Origin of the sequence: Xanthobacter albus (assembly GCF_043194895.2) — a bacterium.
Classification (GTDB): domain Bacteria; phylum Pseudomonadota; class Alphaproteobacteria; order Rhizobiales; family Xanthobacteraceae; genus Xanthobacter.
The window spans coordinates 3,515,992-3,534,430 of record NZ_CM195532.1 but is presented as its reverse complement, the minus strand read 5'-3'; the positions used below and the strand labels follow the sequence as shown (position 1 = coordinate 3,534,430).

Annotated in this window: 11 protein-coding genes and 1 tRNA gene; 5 read left to right on the top strand and 7 right to left on the bottom strand. The window is 67.8% G+C overall.

The genetic code is table 11. The annotated features are described in order from the left end of the window. Positions 1–41: 41 nt before the first annotated feature. From V5F75_RS15885 to V5F75_RS15875, 3 genes are all read left to right on the top strand, one after another. Entirely contained in the window at positions 42–2,594 is a 2,553-nt protein-coding gene (locus tag V5F75_RS15885; protein ID WP_394033754.1) for a type VI secretion system Vgr family protein, read from the top strand. 439 nt (positions 2,595–3,033) lie between these two features. Further along, on the top strand, positions 3,034–4,893 hold the full coding sequence (locus tag V5F75_RS15880; RefSeq protein WP_394033753.1) for a type I secretion system permease/ATPase: 1,860 nt from the start codon (positions 3,034–3,036) through the stop codon (positions 4,891–4,893). Between the two features lie 12 nt (positions 4,894–4,905). Next, entirely contained in the window at positions 4,906–6,405 is a 1,500-nt protein-coding gene (locus V5F75_RS15875; protein WP_394034084.1) for an HlyD family type I secretion periplasmic adaptor subunit, read from the top strand. A 140-nt stretch (positions 6,406–6,545) separates the two neighbouring features. Here the strand turns inward: V5F75_RS15875 and V5F75_RS15870 are convergent, their stop codons facing one another. The 4 genes from V5F75_RS15870 to V5F75_RS15855 form a co-directional block, all read right to left on the bottom strand. Continuing rightward, the gene (locus V5F75_RS15870) at positions 6,546–8,678 is read right to left on the bottom strand and encodes a fibronectin type III domain-containing protein (RefSeq protein ID WP_394033752.1); all 2,133 of its coding nucleotides are present in this window, start codon (positions 8,676–8,678) and stop codon (positions 6,546–6,548) included. A gap of 251 nt (positions 8,679–8,929) precedes the next feature. Next, entirely contained in the window at positions 8,930–9,802 is an 873-nt protein-coding gene (locus tag V5F75_RS15865) for a hypothetical protein (protein ID WP_394033751.1), read from the bottom strand. A 202-nt stretch (positions 9,803–10,004) separates the two neighbouring features. Further along, on the bottom strand, positions 10,005–11,015 hold the full coding sequence (locus V5F75_RS15860) for an NAD-dependent epimerase/dehydratase family protein (RefSeq protein WP_394033750.1): 1,011 nt from the start codon (positions 11,013–11,015) through the stop codon (positions 10,005–10,007). Between the two features lie 454 nt (positions 11,016–11,469). Next, entirely contained in the window at positions 11,470–12,546 is a 1,077-nt protein-coding gene (locus V5F75_RS15855; protein ID WP_394092769.1) for a septal ring lytic transglycosylase RlpA family protein, read from the bottom strand. 296 nt (positions 12,547–12,842) lie between these two features. On the opposite strand from V5F75_RS15855, the gene V5F75_RS15850 reads away from it, so the two are divergent. Further along, a tRNA-Ser gene (locus V5F75_RS15850) sits at positions 12,843–12,932 on the top strand. A 548-nt stretch (positions 12,933–13,480) separates the two neighbouring features. Here V5F75_RS15850 and V5F75_RS15845 read toward each other — a convergent pair. Further along, the gene (locus V5F75_RS15845; RefSeq protein ID WP_394033748.1) at positions 13,481–14,002 is read right to left on the bottom strand and encodes a YaiI/YqxD family protein; all 522 of its coding nucleotides are present in this window, start codon (positions 14,000–14,002) and stop codon (positions 13,481–13,483) included. 139 nt (positions 14,003–14,141) lie between these two features. Between V5F75_RS15845 and V5F75_RS15840 the strand changes: the two genes are divergently transcribed. After that, entirely contained in the window at positions 14,142–14,927 is a 786-nt protein-coding gene (locus tag V5F75_RS15840; RefSeq protein WP_394033747.1) for a phosphatase PAP2 family protein, read from the top strand. 120 nt (positions 14,928–15,047) lie between these two features. Here the strand turns inward: V5F75_RS15840 and V5F75_RS15835 are convergent, their stop codons facing one another. Then, a complete protein-coding gene (locus tag V5F75_RS15835) occupies positions 15,048–16,400 on the bottom strand; it encodes a sigma-54-dependent transcriptional regulator (RefSeq protein WP_394033746.1) in 1,353 nt (450 codons plus the stop codon). Further along, positions 16,400–18,226 (bottom strand): sensor histidine kinase, encoded by a 1,827-nt coding sequence (locus V5F75_RS15830; protein WP_394033745.1) that lies wholly within the window; start codon positions 18,224–18,226, stop codon positions 16,400–16,402. The genes V5F75_RS15835 and V5F75_RS15830 overlap by 1 nt, the downstream gene beginning before the upstream one ends. Positions 18,227–18,439: the final 213 nt, after the last annotated feature.

Sequence of the window (18,439 nt, the reverse complement as noted above, 5' to 3'; positions counted from 1 at the left end):
GGCCGCCGCCGCGCCACCAGGGGATTTCAGGGAAAGTCGCCATGTCGAACGCGCTTCTGCTCCAGATCACGGTGCCCAAGCTTCAGCTCAGCGATGTCGAGTGCGAGTGGTTCCGGTTCGATGAGGAGGTGTCGCGCCCCTTCCGGCTCGAGGCGGTCTTCATCGAAAGTGCGTCCTATGTCGACAAGGCCGCCGATGTGGTGGGCAGCGCGGCGTCGTTCATGGTCCAGGCGAACGGGCAGGGCCGGAAGGTCGGCGGCATCGTCTGGGAGTTTCGGATCATCGATGTCCTGGAAGATGGCCAGTGCGTCTATGGCGTCGTGCTGCTGCCGCGGCTGGCGCTGCTGGGGCGCACCCGGCGCAACGAGATCTTCGCCACCGACACGCCGCTGACGGTGTATGACCTCGTCACCGGCCTGCTCGGCGGGACGCTTTCCAAGAATGCGGCGGGCGGAGATCGCGGCGTCACGGTCGATGTGGATGCAGCCTTTCTGGCGGGGGAGTATAAAAGCGCGAAATATCAAAGGAAAATGATAACGAAGTTCAACGAAAGTGATCTTCAGTTTTTCTCTCGTGTGTGTGAACACTACGGCATATTTTATTATTTCGATTTCTCCGATGATGGCACGCAGGTTCGAGACAAGGTGATCCTCGGCTGGAAGAATGAGAATTTCGCGCCGGCCGATGGCACGACACTCTACCGGAAAGCGACCACGACCACGGACATCGTGCCCGCCGTGACCGGCCTCAGCGGCGTGTTCACGCCGCCGCTGCGCAGCTACAGCCTGGACGATTACAATTACGAGGCGGCGACCAGCGAGCTGATGGTCAGCAGCAATGCGTCGGGCTCCGGCGGAGCGACCGGAATCGGTGTCGTCGTCGACTACGGAGACAATTACGCCAGCGTGGATGAGGGGCAGAATCTCGTCTACATCCGCGCGGCGGAAGAGGCGTGGCAATCCCGCGTGTTCGACGGCACCAGCACCCTCGCGTCGCTGCGCACGGGCATGCTGATCGATCTGGCCGAGCATCCGGTCGATAAATATTGTGGCAAGTATGTCGTTCTTTCTGCGCGCCATGAGGCCGGAAAGTGCGGGCCGGATGGCTATGTCTATAATGTCGAGAAGCAGAATTATAGGAACACCTTCGGCGCCATCCGGTCCGACACGCCGTTCCGACCGAAACGGGTGACACCCCGGCCGGTGATGACCGGCGTGTTCAATGCGGTGGTCGAGGCCGAGGACACCGGCGCCAAGCGGCCGGTGCTGGACAGTTCCGGGCGCTACCGCATCGGCCTGCAATACAATGGCGGCGACACCAGGAAGCAGCCCGGCAAGGGCAGCGCGCCCACCCGGCAGGTTCAGCCCTATGCGGGGGCGGCCGCCAACAAGGTCGTCAGCGGGCTGCATCTTCCGCTGACGCAGCAGGCGGAAGTGCTGGTGAGCTATGAAAACGGAGATCCGGACCGGCCGGTCATCCTCGGCGCCGCCTTCAACAGCCGCAATGCGGACCCCGTCACGGCCAGCAGCCAGACCCTCAATTGCCTGCGCACCGCGGGCGGGCTTCTCCTGGCGATGGAGGACGGGCAGACCGATACCGATCCGCGCTACATCCGCTTCGACGTGCCGACCAAGGTGGACGACCAGGTGCCCTCGGGCGACTATCTGCGCCTCGGCGCCTTCGTGGATGGTGATGCGAAGGTGCAGTCCGGCGTGGAATACTCGACCTCCACGGTGAGTCAGCAGGACAACGGCAATCCCTACAAGGGGCCGAACGAAAAAGCCTCCTCCTCCAAGACGTCCGAAACCAAGTCCAAGGTGAGCGCGACGAAGAAGAAGGTCTCAGGGAAGGGGTTTCTACTCTACACCGAATCCGATCTCGACGTGAACATCAAGGGCGCGGCGGTGATGAAGGTCGCGAGCGGGCAGGCGACCCAGGTGACCGACGGCGATATCACGCAGGAGGTGGACAAGGGGCAGTTCACGGTGAGCGCGCTGAACGGCGTCACCATCACAGCCGGCAAGGCGGGCGGCGCCGAGAGCATGGCTGACATCACCATCACCGCCACCAACACGGTCACCACCAAGTCCGGCGGCGATACCTATGACTGGATCTACGGCAAGTCCACCAAATACACCATGGGCGAGTCCTTCACCATGTTCCTCGGCCTGGAGCAGACCATCAAGGCGGCCCAGTCGACCACCGTTCAGCTCTCCGGCGTGCTCGGCATCACCATCGGCATCAACGCCTCGGTTCTCGCCGGCATGAGCACTTCCATGACCGTCGGTGCGAAGTGGGACATGATCATCGGCAGCTCGGCGAAGCTGGTCATGGGCTCCGGTGACATGAAAATCACCGCCAGCGATATGAAAATCACGAAATCAGACCTGAAAATGGTGGCGGGTACCGATTTTAAGATGGTTGAGGGTATGGACGGCAAGCTGGTCAATATCGCCTTTGAAAGTGTAAAGGTGAAGAAGACGATGGATAACATCACGCTCGACGAGGCGGAGATGGTGTTCAAGCAGGTCGATTTGATCGCCGAACGGGCGAGCATGAAGTCGAATTTCGTCAAGCTCCAGATGTTTCTTTGATGCCGCACGGCCGGCGCGGTGGCCCGTTCGCTCCGCCGGGAGCGCGGGCGTAAAGCCCGTGAGGCCGCATGATACCGATCGGGCGGGCGCAGAGTGAACACGCGGTTGAGCATGTCCGGAACCTCTCCTCCGGGGGCCTTCCTCCGATCACGGGACCGGGGTAGGACATGAGAGGGGGTACCAATTCCAATGGTGGGATTTTCGCGGGCGTGGCGTTTGCGGCGGGCGGAGGTATCGGCGCTGGGGCGCGCCGGGATCGCGCCATGGTGTTCGCCGCGCCGCATCTCGTGATTTGAAACCGGCCCGCAAGTGGGAAAATACCGTTTCCTACAGTCGAGGTCGCGTTTCTTCAGGGCGTTCGCGCCCTGCCACGGGCGGGAACATGCAGCCTCTCCCCTTTTCGATCCAGGGGCGCCAGGATCGACATCGAGGATGAGACATGGGCACTCCAGCCGGAGCAGGGAGGCCGCCGCAGGGTTCGTCGCAGCCCATGGGGCAGACGGCGCTCGACGTGGGTATGGGCGCCATCCGCCCGGCCCTGGTGACGGTGGTGGTCTTCAGTTTCTTCATCAACATCCTCGCCCTCAACGGGCCGCTCTACATGATGCAGGTCTATGACCGCGTCCTGGCGAGCCGGAACCTGGAGACGCTGGCGGTCCTCACCCTTATCGCCGCGTTTCTTTATGCGGTGTGGGCGGCGCTGGAGGGGCTGCGGGCGCGCCTGCTGGCGCGGGCGGGCGTGGCCTTCGACGAGGTGGTGAACGGGCCGGTGTTCGACACCGTGCTGCGCGTGGCCTCGCGGCAGCCCGGCTCGGGCCATCCCCAGCCGCTGCGCGATCTGGACACCGTGCGCGATTTCTTCGCCGGCACGGGCGTGATTTCCCTGTGCGACGTGCCGTGGGTGCCCATCTACATCGTGTGCGCCACCGCGCTCCACCCGCTCTACGGGGTGCTGGCGGTGGTGAGCTGTCTGTTCTCCGGCGTCCTCGCGGTGCTCAACAACCGGGCCACCCGCCGGTCCCTCGAGCAGGCGACGCGGGCCGGCATCACCGCCAATGCGGCGGCGACCGCCATCCTGCGCAATGCCGAGGTGCTCAAGGCCATGGGCATGGCCGGCCCGCTGCGCAAGCGCTGGCGCAAGGTGCACGACGATGCGCTGGGCTGGCAGGGCGAGGCGGGCGACCGCGGCGCGGTGCTGGTCGCGCTCACCAAGTTCAATCGCGCCCTGGTGCAGAGCGTGGTGCTGGGCCTCGGCGCTTATCTCGCCATCGAGCGCGAGATCTCTCCGGGCATGATGATCGCGGCCTCCATCCTGCTCGGCCGCTGCATCCAGCCCATCGAGCAGGCGGTGACGAACTGGAAGTCCGTGGTGCAGATGCGCTCGGCCTTCGACCGGGTGCAGACGCTCCTGCGCGCCGTGCCGCCGCCGCAGGCGCGCCTGCAGCTGCCGGACGCCAAGGGCGAGGTGAGCGCCGATGGGCTGTTCGTCCGCGCGCCGGGACGGGACGTGCCGGTGCTGCGCAATCTCACCTTCAAGCTGCCGGCCGGCGCCTCCCTGGGGGTGATCGGGCCCACCGCCGCCGGCAAGTCCTCCCTCGCGCGGGTGCTGGTGGGCGTGTGGCCGGCCATGGCCGGCTCCATCCGGCTTGATGGTTCCGAGCTTGCCCACTGGGACGAGGAGCAACTCGGCCGGCAGGTGGGCTACCTGCCGCAGGACGTTGAGCTGTTTGCCGGCTCGGTGGCCGAGAACATCGCCCGCTTCGGCGCGGCGGACGACACGGGTGTCGTGGCCGCGGCCCGCCTCGCCGGGGTGCACGAGATGATCCAGCACCTGCCGCAGGGGTATAATACGCAGATCGGCGAAGGCGGCGTCGCGCTCTCCGGCGGCCAGCGCCAGCGCATCGGGCTCGCCCGCGCGGTCTATGGCCTGCCGGCCCTGGTGGTGCTGGACGAGCCCAACGCCAGCCTCGACCCGCCGGGCGAGATGGCGCTGGCGGAAGCCATGCGCCAGCTGAAGGCGGCGCACCGCACCGTCATCATCGTCAGCCATCGCCCGGCCGGCATCGGCCAGTGCGATTTCATCCTCGCGCTCAAGGAAGGCGCGCTGCAGGCTTTCGGCCCGCGCGAGCAGACCATGGCGAAGCTCGCGGGCGGGCAGCAGCAGGCGGCGGTGCGCCAGCGCGTGCCCCTGGCGCCGAATGGCGGGACCGCGGGCACCGTGCGCGGCGCGGCCACCACGGGCTGGCCGGCGGCCAATGTCACGGTGGCGCTTCCCGCCGCCCAGCAGAAGGAGGCGTGAGCCGTGCAGATCATGGATCACGCCAAGGAGGGCGCACGCAGGGCGCGCGCCGCGCTGGCAGACGTCCGGCAGCGCATCGAGGGCAGCGCCCTGGTGTCGGACCTGAAGCGGCGCCTGAACGAGAGCACCGCCCTCGCACGCGTCCAGGCCTGGGTGCGCGAGCATGTGACCCTTTCCGCGGCGCCGGAGGAGACGGTGCCGCCGGGAGCCGGGCCGAAGCCCTCGGCCGATTACCGCGCCTTTTCGCGCGCCGGCTACGCGCTCATCGCCTTCACCTTTCTCGGTCTCGGCGGCTGGGCCTCGCTGAGCAACATCGGCAGTGCAGTCATCGCGCCGGGCGTGGTGGCGGTGGAGAGCATGCGCCAGGTGGTGCAGCACCTGGAAGGCGGCATCATCGGCCAGATCCTGGTGAGGGAAGGAGATGACGTGACGGAGGGGCAGGTGCTGTTCCGCCTCGCCGATACCATGCCGAAGGCCAATTATGACGCGGCGCTGGCCCAGCTCTGCGCCGCCCTCGCCATGGAGGCGCGCCTGCTGGCCGAGCGCGACGGGGCGAAGGAGGTGACCTTCCCGCCCGAGCTGTCCGAGCGCTCCGACCGCCCGGCGGTGCTGCGCTCCATGATCGACCAGCTCACCCAGTTCAAGGACGGCCGCGCCAATTTCGACAGCCAGATCGAGATTCTGGACGGGCGGATCGCGCAGTTCAACACGGAGATCGAGGGCCTCACCCAGGAGCGCCGCTCGGCCCAGCAGCAGCTTTCCTTCGTGGAGGATGAGCTCGGCTCGGTGCGCGAGCTGGAACGCAAGGGGCTGGTGAACAAGTCGCGCATCTCCCAGCTGGAGCGTGAGAAGGCCCGGCTCGATGGCGTGGTGGGGCGCAACATCGCCGATTCCGCGAAGGCACGCGGCTCCATCAGCGAGATCAAGATGCAGATCGCGCAGGTGCGCCAGCAGCGGGTGGAGGACGCCGGCGAGCAGCTTCTCGACGTGCGGCAGAAGATCAGCGACCTGCGCGAGCGCGTGCGGGTGGCGCAGAGCGTGCTCGACCGCATCGACATCCGCGCCCCGCGCGGGGGCACGGTGCAGAACATCAACCCGCGCATCTACACCGTGGGCGCCGTGGTGCGCCCCGGCGACACCATGCTGGAGATCGTGCCCAACCACGAGCCCCTGGTGGTGGATGCCCAGGTGCCGGTTCAGGATATCGACCGGCTGGAGAAGGACAGCGAGGTGGAGGTGAAGTTTCCCTCTTTCCACGCCCGCAGCACGCCCCTGGTTCTGGGGCACCTGCAGTCCGTCTCGCGGGATCGCCTGACCAACGAGGCCACCCACGAGCCCTACTTCCTCGCGCGCGTGGCGGTGGCGGACACGGATATTCCGCAGGACCTGAAGGCACGCCTGCGGCCGGGCATGAATGCGGAAGTGGTGTTCGGCACCGGCGAGCGTTCGGTGCTGAGCTACCTGGTCCGCCCCTTCACCGATGCCATGAGCCACGCCCTCACCGAGCGCTGAGGGCGCGGCGCGGTCCCCGTTCCGGCAAGACCTGTCGCGATGCCCGGCCGCCGTGCCGGGCATTCTCGTCTGTGGCGCTCGACCCAAAAGAAAAGCGGCCGGCGCGAGGCCGGCCGCTTTCCCATGCGCGGAGCAAGGCTTCAGACGGTGCCGAAGATCTTGCTGAACTCGTAGTCATCCTGCGTGAGGCCGCTGCCGACGGGCGAGACGTGACCCACGACATCGCCGTTGTCGCGGCCCAGCGACCACATGGAGATGCCGGAGACGTCGTCGTTGGACTGCACGTAGTCCACGAGCTGCTGGGCGTCCTCCAGGGTGAAGATCTCCGACGTCACGTCGTTGATGCCGATCATGGGCGTGACCACGACAGGGGTGTCGAGCCCGATGTCGTGAAGCTGGGCGAGGGTGGCCTCGATCGCCGAGATGGCGTCGTCGCCCATGTCGCCGCTGTCGTAATAGTCGCCGTAGTCCATGGCCATGATGTTGACCGAGGAGATGTGCACGCCGGCGTCCATGGCGGACTTCAGCAGGTCGACCCCGTCCTGGGTGAGGCCGGTGGTCAGCACCGGCAGGGTGAAGGACACTTCAAGGTCGGGGTTCGCCTGCTGCAGGCCGGCTAGGGCCTCGTTGCGCATCCCGTTGGCGGAATCGTTGGCGATCGCGGCGCCCTCGATGTCGAAGTCGAGGTGGGTCACCCCGTACTTGTCCATCACGGACTGGTAGGCCGCCTGAAGCGCGCCGGCGCTGGAGAAGGTGCTGGCCGCCTCCTGGCCGTTGGCGCCGCCGAAGGAGATGGTGACGTCCACCCCCATGGCATGCAGCTCGCTCACGATGGAGGAGATGGTCGTGCCGTTGGACAGCGCGTCGTTCTGGATGTTCCCGATGCCGCCCCAGCCGATGGTGTCGGTGCCGGAGGAGAGCATGAAGGCGAGGGTCACCGATTGGAGGCCCGCCTCCGACACCATGTCCACCAGATGCTGGCTGGTGGTGAGAGACATGTCCACATAGGGGGAGAAGCTCTTGTCGGTGCCGGTGGAGGCGCCGGGCTCATGGGTGGTCACGCTCAGCGCCGCGGAGTGCTGCGACGCGCCCGCCTCGTCGAGCGCCACCACCGTGAACGCGTAGCTGGTCGAGGCCTGAAGGCCGTCCACCTTGAAGTAGGTGCCGGCGGTGGTGCCGATCAGCTCGCCGTTCTTGTAGACCTCGTAGCCCGAGACGGTGCCCACGCCGTCCACGTCGGCGGCATCCCAGCGCAGGGTGAAGGACGTGTCGCGCACGGCGGAGGCGGCGAGGTCGTCGGGCGCGTCGGGCACCACCGGCGTGGTGTCCATGTAGCCCACGAAGGTCCAGACGTTGCCGCTGCCTTCGACCCCGTTGTGGGTGGCGGGATCGGTGCCCTGGGTCCACCAGTTGGCAGTGTAGACCGAGTTGCCCACGCTCACGTGGTCGCCGGCCTGGTAGACCGAGCCCACGCTCCACGGATTGGCATAGTCGACGAGCCCGCCGTCGTTGCCGCCGCCGGTGTTGCCGTTGCCTCCGGTGTTGCCACCGCCCGTGTTCCCGGTGTCGCCGCCGCCGGTGTTCCCCGTGTCGCCGCCAGTGCCGCCCGAATTTCCGCCGGTGCCGCCGGAGGAGCCGGAAAGGGCGCTGGTCCACTCGGACACGGCCGAGCTGTCCTTGGCGACGATGTTGCCGAGGCTCAGATCCGCGAGGCTCACGCCCGAGAGCGTGTAGGTCTGGTTGTTCGAGGGAATGGAGATCACCACCGAGCCGTCATGCTCGGAGACGGTGAAATTGTCCGCGGAGAACCAGCCGAAGTCGAGCTTGTCGGTGTGCGGGTTGAAGTGGAGCACGGTATCGGTGCCCCACGCCCAGTTGATGGTCGTGGTGGTGCCTGTCCCCGTTCCGGTTCCGCCGCCCGTTCCCGTGCCACCGGTGCCGCCTGACGATGTGCCGCCGGAAGAGGAGCCGCCTGAGGAGCCCCCGCTGGAGGAGCCACCGGAGGAGGATCCGCCGCCGAGGGTCTGCGTCCATTCGGACACGGCGGACGCATCCTTCGCGACGATGTTGTCGAGCGAAAGGTCCGCGAGGGTCACGCCGGTGAGCGTGTAGGTCTGGTTGTTGGACGGGATCGAAATGACGACCGAGCCGCCGACTTCCGAAATGTTGAAATTGTCCGCGCCCATCCAGCCGAAGTCGAGGGTATCCGTCGCGGGGTTGAAGTCGAGAGTTGCCTGCGTCCCCCAGGCCCAGGTGATCGTATTTTTCGTCATTCTGGCTCCTTTTGCTGCCGTCGCGAAAGAAGCTTAGCCGCCTGTCATGGTCAAGGTAGGCATAGTCATGTGTTTGTGAGATGCCGGCGGTATCTCGATATCGTGAATGCCGAAATATCGAGAACTGTTCGCAGAATAACATCCGCCTTCGGAGATGTTGGTGTGATATTTCAACTGCGTGTTGTATCACGCCGTCGTTATCCGGGCGTGATCGTTCATGCGTTCAGTTCTTCCTGAGAACGCGGCCGGCCTCAGTTCGCCGCGGCGGAGGCGGCCTCGCGCATGGACAGCAGCGCACCGACGAAGAAGCCCAGTGCCCCGAGAAACAGCTGGATGTTGGCGAGCACCGGAATCCACCACGCCTCCGGCCCGTCGGGCACATAGGCAAGGACCGCGGCGATCATGAAGGCGATGCAGCCGAGCAGGTTGGTGAAGACGATCTGCCACGCGAGGCTCCGCGGCTTCCAGCTCCAGTAGCCGCGGCTCGTCTCGATGAACGCGAGATAACCCGATACGAGGAACAGCATCGAGCCGACCATGTCCGGGCCCCAGATCGCAAGGTCCTGCAGGGACCAGCTCACCGGGTCCAGGATCGAGTCGAACGTGTTGAAATTGAACGCGACCGTTCCCACGAACTGGGTGAAGGTGCTGAGCCAGCCGGCATTGCGCGGGTGCCAGCCGATCAGCGCGATCCGCCGCGGCCCGGAGGCGGGATCGAGGCTGAAGCTGCCGGCATTGGCGGCCTGGAAATGCTGCATGTAGCCGGCTGTCGTGAAGGGGATGGAGCCGGCAAAAAAGATGATGTTGACCAAGAGCGCCGACGGTGTCCAGGCGGTGCCGGCCGGGACCAGCGCCAGCGCGCTCCCCAGCATGAACAGGAACGAGCCGATGGCGAAGATGAGGCCGATCCACCAATTGTAGGCCTGCGTCTGCCAGAATGGCGCCGGCACCTTTTCCACCGCCCGCGCCCTGCGGTCGAGCCCTTTGCGGTGCTGCCGCGCCCGCCAGATGATGTGCCGCCCGGCGAGGACATAGCTGCGGAAGGTCACGAACGGCCATGGCCCGGCGAGATGCACGTGGCGCGCGAGCAGGCGTTCCAGTTCTCCGGTGATGGGGTCGCTCATGCCGGCGCGCCACCCTGGCGCGGGCGGGCGGCATCGCTCGGGCGGGGGCTGGACGATGGAGGCATGATCCGCTTTCCTCCCGAGGTGCGCGCCGTTTCCGCACCCGCCGGCCGGACGATGCCGGCGAGGGGCCGAAGCTCGGGCTTGGTCGCACACTTCCGCCGCGCGGGGAAGGGCCGCGGGCGGCTCGCCCGCCGCGCCGTCACACCCGGTAGTAGTCCCTGTACCAGGCGACGAACGATCTCACGCCCTGCTCCACGGTGGTGCGCGGAACATGGCCGGTGAGCGCTTCCAGCAGGGCAGGGGAGGCGAAGGTCTGCGGCACGTCGCCCTTCTGCATGGGCAGCATCCGGCGGACGGCGGGAGTGCCCACCGCGGCCTCTATGGTTTCCACGAAGGCCAGGAGACCCACCGGCTGGCCGCCGCCGATGTTCACCACCCGATAGGGCCCCTGCCGCGAAAGGGTGTCGCCGACGCCGTCCCGCGTCACGCGATTGGCCTCATCGGGAGCCACCGGCATGAGGCGGATCACTGCCTCCACGAGATCGTCCACATAGGTGAAGTCCCGCCGCATCCGGCCCTCGCCGTAGATGTCGATGGGCTCGCCCTTCAGAATGGCCGCGACGAACTTGAACAGCGCCATGTCGGGCCGGCCCCAGGGGCCGTAGACCGTGAAGAAGCGGAAGGCCGTGGTGGGGATCTTCCACAGGTGGGCGTAGCTGTGCGCCATCAGCTCCCCGGCCTTCTTGGTGGCGGCATAGAGCGTCAGCGGCTCATCGACCTTGTCGCTCTCCTCGAAGGGCACCTTGTGGCTCGCGCCGTACACCGAGCTGCTGGATGCGCTCAGGAGATGGCGCACCTCCCAGCGCTTCGCCACTTCCAGCACGTTCCAGGTGCCGACCAGGTTCGAGTCCACATAGGCCTTCGGATTTTCGAGGCTGTAGCGCACCCCCGCCTGGGCCGCGAGGTGCACGATGATCTCCGGCCGCGCCGCATCGGCAGCCGCGTTCAGCGCATCCGCATCCTCAAGCCGCCCGACGACCGGCCTGAACGCCGGGAAGTCGCCGAGGATGGCGTGCCGCGCTTCCTTGAGGCGGATGTCGTAATAGGGGGTCATGGCATCGAAGCCGACGACCTCGTGACCGGCCTCCAAAAGGCGCTTCGCCAGATGGAAGCCGATGAAGCCGGCGGTGCCGGTAATCAGAACGCGCATGAGAGCGGCTCTCCCAACGATGCTTGCGCGCCGGCGACGCTGCGCTCACGCGCCCCGGCATGGTCGGCGCCCGCCTTCAGCGCCATTTTTCTCGCGACGACATGCCCGCCGGGCGGGCGCCTCCCTTGGAGGTTCCGGCGGCGTGCCGGCAGGAGGGCGGGGTATCTGCGAGTGGTGGCGTCATGACATCCAGAAGGGCCATTGTGAGCGAGGGGTGCGGCATTCCAGGGCCCATAGCCCGCCCGGCGCGCGCCGCGCCCCGCTGTGACGCGGCGCTCACTAGCACAGTTCACGCGTGAATGTCGTGGCAGCGCGCGTTGGATTTTCGACCCATTCTGAAAGTCTCGGCCCTCGCTGCGTCACTTCCGCCGCGGGCGGTAAGCGGCGCCTGCCGGGCGAGACGAGCCACGCCGGGCTTCTTGCCTGTCTCGAACAGCGCGAGTCGGCCGAGGGATCAGTTCCCCGAGGAAACGCCCGCGAAGCCGAGGCCGCTCACCGGCGCGGCGCCGGTATTCCAGCCATTCGCGGCGACGTTCACGGGGCGAGGCTGCGGCACGCTTGCTGCAACCTCCGCCACGGAATGCGTGTTCGTGGCGACGCGCGTCGGCGCGGGCTTGGCTGCCGTCTTGGCGGTGGGTTTTCCGCTTCCGGAGCTCGCAGCCGGCTTCGACGGCGCCGCCTGGGCGGTGCGTGCCGGAGCAGCCTCTTCCTCCACCGCCGCAACCTCGGCCTCAGCCGTTCCCAGGTCATAGGGCCGGCTCAGGGGCAGGGGGGCTTCAGCCGTGGCCGTGGAAGGCATCGCTTCCGGCACCCGCGGGATAAAGGGCTTCGCGGAAGCGACCATGACACCGGAATCAGCCGGTGCCTGCGCCGGCGAGCCGTCGTGCCGCAGGGTCATCGCCAGCTTGGTGTCGTCGGAGCCATCGAGCGGGGCGCGGCCCACATACTCGACCCGCACGCGCGCAACGCCGAACTTCGCGAAACCGAGCAGCTCGGCCGTGCGATAGGAGACGTCGACAAGGCGCCCCTTGGTGTACGGTCCGCGATTGTTCACACGTGCGATGATGGAGCGGTTGTTCGCCAGATTGGTCACACGCACATAGCTCGGCATCGGCAGCGTGCGATGGGCGACGGAGATCGACGCCATGTCGAACACCTCGCCGTTCGCGGTCATGCGTCCGTGAAAGTCGCGACCGTACCAGGAGGCGGTGCCTTCGGCGACGTAATTGGGATCTTCGGCCGGAACATAGGTCTTGCCGGCCACCTGATAGGGCTTGCCGATCTTGTAGCGCCCGCCGCCCTTGGGAACGGGCTCGCCATCCGCGACCACGCGGGGGCTCACTTCAACGCCGTAAGTCGGATCGAGCTTGCCGTCGACGGATTCCACGGAGCTGCAGCCCGCGAGCGAGAGGCCGGCAAGAAGGCATCCGGCCAAAAGAGCGAGCCCACGCCACGAAGAGGCTTCACCAGTGGCCGCCGGGTTTTGCCCCCGCGCCACCGCCAGATCGTTCGACGCGCGCCTTTTGCTCATCCGCGGCTTGCCCCCGGTTCTCGCTATCCCAGTCAGAACCCATGCCATGGCGCATATGAACGCCGGACACAAGCCCCACGCGGCGCAGTCGAACACCCCGCACGCTGGGCAAGGAAGGCGATGAAAGGCGGCGGAATTGGGGCGGACGCGACGAAATGGTAAACAGAGCGTGTCCGTTCCATGGCTCGAACGTGGGGTTGGTCGTCCTTGAAGCCTTGCTGAAACGTCGGGGTACTCGACGAGAGCAATGGGCATTTGGTAAGAGCGCGTCGCCGGCTCGTGGTTCGCCGCGCGCAGGAAGGGTGGCCGAGTGGTTTAAGGCAGCGGTCTTGAAAACCGCCGTGGGTGCAAGCCCACCGTGGGTTCGAATCCCACCCCTTCCGCCAGAAAATATAATGATTTCATATGTTTGAATGCGCCATATGGCGGCATGGGTGCCGGGGGAAGGGCGCTCATTTCGCGAACGAAAGCGGTGCCTTTTCCTCCTGCTGGTGAGGGAAAGTCCCGGAAAAATCCCGAAGTATGTTCCGCCTCCGTTCTGGAAATGGCGATATCTGCGCCAGGGCCTTAGGGTAGAAGCAAGCCATCCGAACGCGGCTGCAATTGGGGCCGGGTGGGCGGCATGGTCCGGGTCCTCAATCGACGGTCTCCGCGCGAGGTGGGAAGCCTTAAGAGGCAGAGGCGACGGGCAGACGGCGGGCGGGCTCTATCGCGCCGCGATCCCACCGGGAGGCATGCTGTCGGGCCACCCAAGGCACGCTCCTCCCCGACGAAACTCATCGTATGCTCTCGGGCGACATCCCCTTCGCGAATGGCGGCGGTGCCGTGATCGGCTTCAGGGCCTCGCCGGTCCTTTCTTGATGCGCAGTTGGGGCGGTTCATACCTGAACCAGGCTTGCCAAAGCCGCCGAACTGCCTGGAGTTCGAGCACCCCTCAGTCCTGTTCCGGGCGGATTGCGCTTTCGAGGCCGGTGGCGAAGCCGGCCCGCTTCAGCCGCACCACCGCGAGGTCGAGCGCCGCGAGGAAGGTCGAGCGGTCGCGGGCGGAGAAGGGCCTCGGCCCGCCCGTGACCGCGCCGGCGGAGCGCAGATCGTCCATCAGGTTGCGGGTGGCGAGCGCCATGCCGATGGAATCGGTGGTGAAGGGCTTGCCGGTGGGAGCGATCACGTCCGCTCCCGCCTTCACGCAGCGGGCCGCGAGCGGCACGTCGGCGGTCACCACCACGTCCCCGCGCGCAACGCGGGCGGCGATGAAATCGTCGGCGGCGTCCGGCCCCGCCGGTACCAGCACGCGTTCCACCAGCGGGTGGGCGGGCACGGCGATGGGCGCGTTGGCCACCACAAGGATGCGCACGGCGTGGCGCCAGCCCACCTTGTAGGCCTCCTCCTTCACCGGGCAGGCGTCGGCGTCGATATAGAGGGCGATGGGGGCGGCTCGGAGCGGGGCGGCGATCATGGGCCGTGAGATGGCAGGCCCGGGCTGGAAGGGCAAGGCCCGGCCGGCCCCCGGGGCGCGGGATCAATCGTGACGGAGAGATGACGGAAGTGCCACGGCGGTGATTGACGCCGGCCGCAGCCCGCGCCAAGCCTGTCGCATGATCTCGCTGCTCAGCCGCGGCCGCCGCCGCCTCGAAGCCTTTCCCGTCATCGGCCGCCTGCTCGCCTCGGTGAGCCACATGGAGCGGGTGACGCTGGCGACGCTCGCCTTCGCCGCCTGCGCGCTCTATGCCTTCGTGAAGATCGCCGATGAGGTGATGGATCACGAGACCGGCAGCCTCGACCGGGGCATCCTGCTGGCCCTGCGCAACCCGGAGAACCTCTCCGATCCGCTCGGCCCGCCCTGGGTGGAGGAGATGATGCGCGATTTCACCGCGCTCGGCAGCACCGGCGTGCTCACCCTTCTCACCATCGTCGTGCTCGCGTTCCTCATGATGACGCAGAAGCGCCACGCGGCGCTCCTGGTGGCGGTCTCGGTGGCGGGCGGCACGGCGCTGTCGCAGGTGATGAAATGGGGCTTCGACCGGCCCCGGCCGGATCTCGTGCCCCACGGCATGGCCGTCTACACCCAGAGCTTCCCGAGCGGCCACGCCATGCTCTCGGCGGTGGTCTACCTCACCTTGGGCGCGCTGCTCGCCCGCACCCAGGCGCGCACGCGGGTGAAGGTGTTCCTGCTCATGGTGGCGGCGGTGCTCACGGTGATCGTCGGCATCAGCCGCATCTATCTGGGCGTGCACTGGCCCACCGACGTGCTGGGCGGCTGGATGCTGGGCGCCGGCTGGGCCGCCCTATGCTGGCTCGTCATGCTGTGGCTCCAGCGCAAGGGCGAGGTGGAATCCGACACCGCCGTGCCGCCGGGCGAGGCTGGTGCTCCCGAGGCGTGACACCGAAGGCCGGAGCCTGAGCCGCACGAACCTTCGCTGAAACGCCGCGCGAGGCTTGGCCTGGACTGAACCGGTGCGGGTCGAAGGCTGGGCGGATGACCGACATGCTCAAGCCCGCGCTCATTTCTCCGGGCGGTAGCTGCCCTGGTCGATGCCGTGGCGGCGGAGCTTGTCGTAGAAGGTCTTGCGCGGAATGCCGAGGGCACGCACGGCGGCCTGGACATCGCCCCGCGTGGCGGCCAGTGTGCCGCGAATCTCGGCCGCCTCGAACGCCTCCACCCTCTCCGGCAGGGAGGGGGCGGCCTCGGCCGGCACTTCCGGCAGCAGGCCAGACGCAGGCTCCGGCTCTCCGCCGGCGAGGCCCAGGGCCACGCGCTCGGCATAATGGGCGAGCTCGCGCACGTTGCCCGGCCAGTCGTGGGTGTCGAGGTGGCGGCGCGCGGCGGCGGTCAGAGGCGGCGGCTCTCGGCCGAAGCGCTCGGCGGCGCGGCTCAGGAAATGACCGAACAGGAGGGGCACATCCTCGCGCCGTTCGCGTAGCGGGGGAATGCGCACCGTCGCCACGTGCAGGCGGTAATAGAGGTCTTCCCGGAACTCCCCCTTCCGCACCAGATCGAGGAGGTCGATCTTCGAGGCGGCCACCACCCTCAGGTTCACCCGCTTCACCTCGTTGGTGCCGAGGGGGGTCACCTCCCGCGCCTCCAGCACCCGCAGCAGCTTCACCTGCAGCGCGGGGGACATGGCCTCGATCTCGTCCAGGAACAGCGTGCCGCCGCTCGCGTGCTCGATGCGCCCCACGCGCTTCTTCACCGCCCCAGTGAAGGCGCCGGCCTCGTGGCCGAACAACTCGCTCTCGATCATGCTTTCCGGCAGCGCGCCGCAGTTCACCGCCACCAGCGGGCGCGTGGCACGGCGGCTCCAGCGGTGGAGCGTGTGGGCCACCACCTCCTTGCCGGCGCCGGTCTCGCCCTCCACCAGCACGTCCACGTCTGCATCCGCGAGCTGGCGCAGCATCTGGCGCAGGCGCTCCATGGCGGGGGCGATGCCGATCAGCGGTTCATCGTCGCCGGCGGCCTCGGCGCGGCGCTTCAGCTCCCGGTTCTCCAGCACCAGCCGGCGCTTCTCCAGCGCGTGGCGCACGGCCGAGAGCAGGCGGTCCATGGGGTAGGGCTTGGCGAGGAAATCATAGGCGCCCTCGCGCATGGCCTCCACCGCCATGGCGATGTCGCCGTGGCCGGTGACGAGGATCACCGGCAGGTCGTGATCGATGCGCTTCAGGTGGCGGAACAGGGCGAGGCCGTCCATGCGCGGCATCCGCACGTCGCTCACCACCACGCCGGGGAAGCCTTCGTCCAGCGCGTCGAGGGCGGCTTCGGCGGAGGCGAACGGCTGCACCGTCAGCCCGGCCAGCATCAGCGCCTGCACGTTGGCGGCCCGCAGCACCTCGTCGTCGTCGATGAAGGCGACATCCATCAGGAAGCCTCCGGCAGGGTGATGATGAAGCGCGCGCCGCCGGCATTCTCGGCCGCGAGGGAGCCGCCGAACTCGCGCAGGATGTCGTGGCAGATCACCAGCCCGAGCCCCAGGCCGTGAGGCTTGGTGGTGGTGAAGGGCATGAACAGGGCGGCCATCACCTCCGGCGCCACGCCAGGCCCGTTGTCGGCGATGGCGAGGGTGACGGCGCCGTCGGCATGGGCGGCGCTGATGCGCAGGCGCCGGTCCGGCCGGTCCGCCATGGCCTCGATGGCGTTCTGGATGAGGTTCACCAGCACCTGTTCCAGCCGGCCGCGATCGGCGCGGGCGACAAGGTCCTCCGGGATGTCGAGGGTGAGGGCGATGTCATGCTCGCGCAGCCGGTAGCCCATGAGGCCGAGCACGCCCTTCACCGCTTCCGCCACCGGCACCGGGCCGATCTCACGCGCAGGCTTGCGGGCGAAGGCGCGCAGCTCCTGGGTGATGGCGCCGATGCGCTCGGTGAGGGCGGCGATGGTGGAGAGGTTGGTGCCGGCGGCCTCCGCCTGGCCCTGGTCGAGGAAGGTGCGGGCATTGTCCGCGAACACCCGGATGGCGGCCACGGGCTGGTTCACCTCATGGGCGATGGAAGCGGCGATCTGCCCGAGCATGGCGAGCTTGGTGGCCTGGGCCAGCTCCTCCTGGAGGGCCTCGAGCGCGATGCGCGCGCGCCGGCGCTCCACCATTTCCGCCTTGAGCTGCTCATTGGCGCTCTTGAGCTCGGCGGTGCGGCTCTCCACCTGCTCCTCCAGCTCGCGCCGGGCCTCGCGCTGGCGGGCCTTCTCCTTCTGCCGCCGGGTGCGCCGCGCCAGGAACAGGCCGCCGATGCCGATGCCCACCACCCCCACCAGCAAGGCGATGGAGCGGCTGGCGGTGGCGGCGAGGTTCACCGCCTGGGCGGTGGGGGCGAGCACGTTGAGCGTCCAGCTCGTGGTGGGGACCGCAGACCGGGCCTCCATGAAGACGCGCGGCGCGTGGGTGCCGGGCAGGGTGACCTCCACCAGCCGGCCGTGATCCCCGAGGGGCGTGAAGGCGAGCGGCTCCAGGGGCGCATCGCCGAACTGAAGGCTCGCCCGGATGGCGGCCTTGTCCGCAGTCGCGATGGGGGCTATCGCCCGGAAGCGCCACTCCGGCTCGCTGGTGACGATGACGATGCCCTGGGCATCGGTGACGAAGGTGGGGGTGGGCACGGGCAGGCGCCGCCAGTCGTTCTCGATGGCGTCGAACTCGTCCTTCACCACGATCACGCCTAGCGGCTGCCCATCGGGCGCGTCCACCCGGCGCGAGAGATAGAGGCCAGGGTGCAGGCTCACGGTGCCGAAGGCGAAGTGCTCCGCGCCGCCGTCCGCCATGGCGCGCGTGAAGTAGGGACGGAAGGAATAGTCGGAGCCGACGAAGCTGCCCGGCTCGCCGGCATTGCTGGCGGAGATGCACAGGCCCGCGTCGTTCATGAGATAGATCACCCCGGCGCGGGTGGCCCGCGCTAGGGTCCGGAACTTGGCGTCGAGCGCGGCGAGGGCGGCGTCTCCGCCATGCTCCAGCGCGGCGCGCACGTCCGGGTCCTGGGCCAGCACCACGGGCAGGGTGCGCTGCTTCTCGATCTCGCTGCGCAGCGCCGTCACCCTGAGGTCGGCGGCGAAGGCGGCCTCCGCCTCCACCTTGGCGAGGGCCCAGCGGTTGGCGCCGTAGACCGCGAGGCGGTCGAGCCCCGCCAGCAGGGCCAGCGCAGCCGCCACCGCCAGCAGCACCGGCAACAGGCCGCGCCACGCCTCGCGCCTGGATGCCACGGACGCAGCGGAGCGGGATGGGCCCTCGTGCGGAACCTCGGACACGGCGACCTTGGGATCCTTATTGTGTGAAAACCCGCACAGATAGAGGTGTCATTTGTGCGGCAGAATGCACGCTCTGTCGAGAGGGATGAGAGGTGGTGCGGCGCGTTAACGGTTTTTCAATGGTTTGCCGGCTTCGCCCCGGCGCCGGCGCGATGGCACGGTGCTTGC

Bases quoted from the DNA above. Each gene is read 5' to 3' on its own strand.
- V5F75_RS15885 (WP_394033754.1), top strand. From the start codon at position 42: ATGTCGAACGCGCTTCTGCTCCAGATCACGGTGCCCAAGCTTCAGCTC.
- V5F75_RS15880 (WP_394033753.1), top strand. From the start codon at position 3,034: ATGGGCACTCCAGCCGGAGCAGGGAGGCCGCCGCAGGGTTCGTCGCAG.
- V5F75_RS15875 (WP_394034084.1), top strand. From the start codon at position 4,906: ATGGATCACGCCAAGGAGGGCGCACGCAGGGCGCGCGCCGCGCTGGCA.
- V5F75_RS15870 (WP_394033752.1), bottom strand. From the start codon at position 8,678: ATGACGAAAAATACGATCACCTGGGCCTGGGGGACGCAGGCAACTCTC.
- V5F75_RS15865 (WP_394033751.1), bottom strand. From the start codon at position 9,802: ATGAGCGACCCCATCACCGGAGAACTGGAACGCCTGCTCGCGCGCCAC.
- V5F75_RS15860 (WP_394033750.1), bottom strand. From the start codon at position 11,015: ATGCGCGTTCTGATTACCGGCACCGCCGGCTTCATCGGCTTCCATCTG.
- V5F75_RS15855 (WP_394092769.1), bottom strand. From the start codon at position 12,546: ATGAGCAAAAGGCGCGCGTCGAACGATCTGGCGGTGGCGCGGGGGCAA.
- V5F75_RS15845 (WP_394033748.1), bottom strand. From the start codon at position 14,002: ATGATCGCCGCCCCGCTCCGAGCCGCCCCCATCGCCCTCTATATCGAC.
- V5F75_RS15840 (WP_394033747.1), top strand. From the start codon at position 14,142: ATGATCTCGCTGCTCAGCCGCGGCCGCCGCCGCCTCGAAGCCTTTCCC.
- V5F75_RS15835 (WP_394033746.1), bottom strand. From the start codon at position 16,400: ATGGATGTCGCCTTCATCGACGACGACGAGGTGCTGCGGGCCGCCAAC.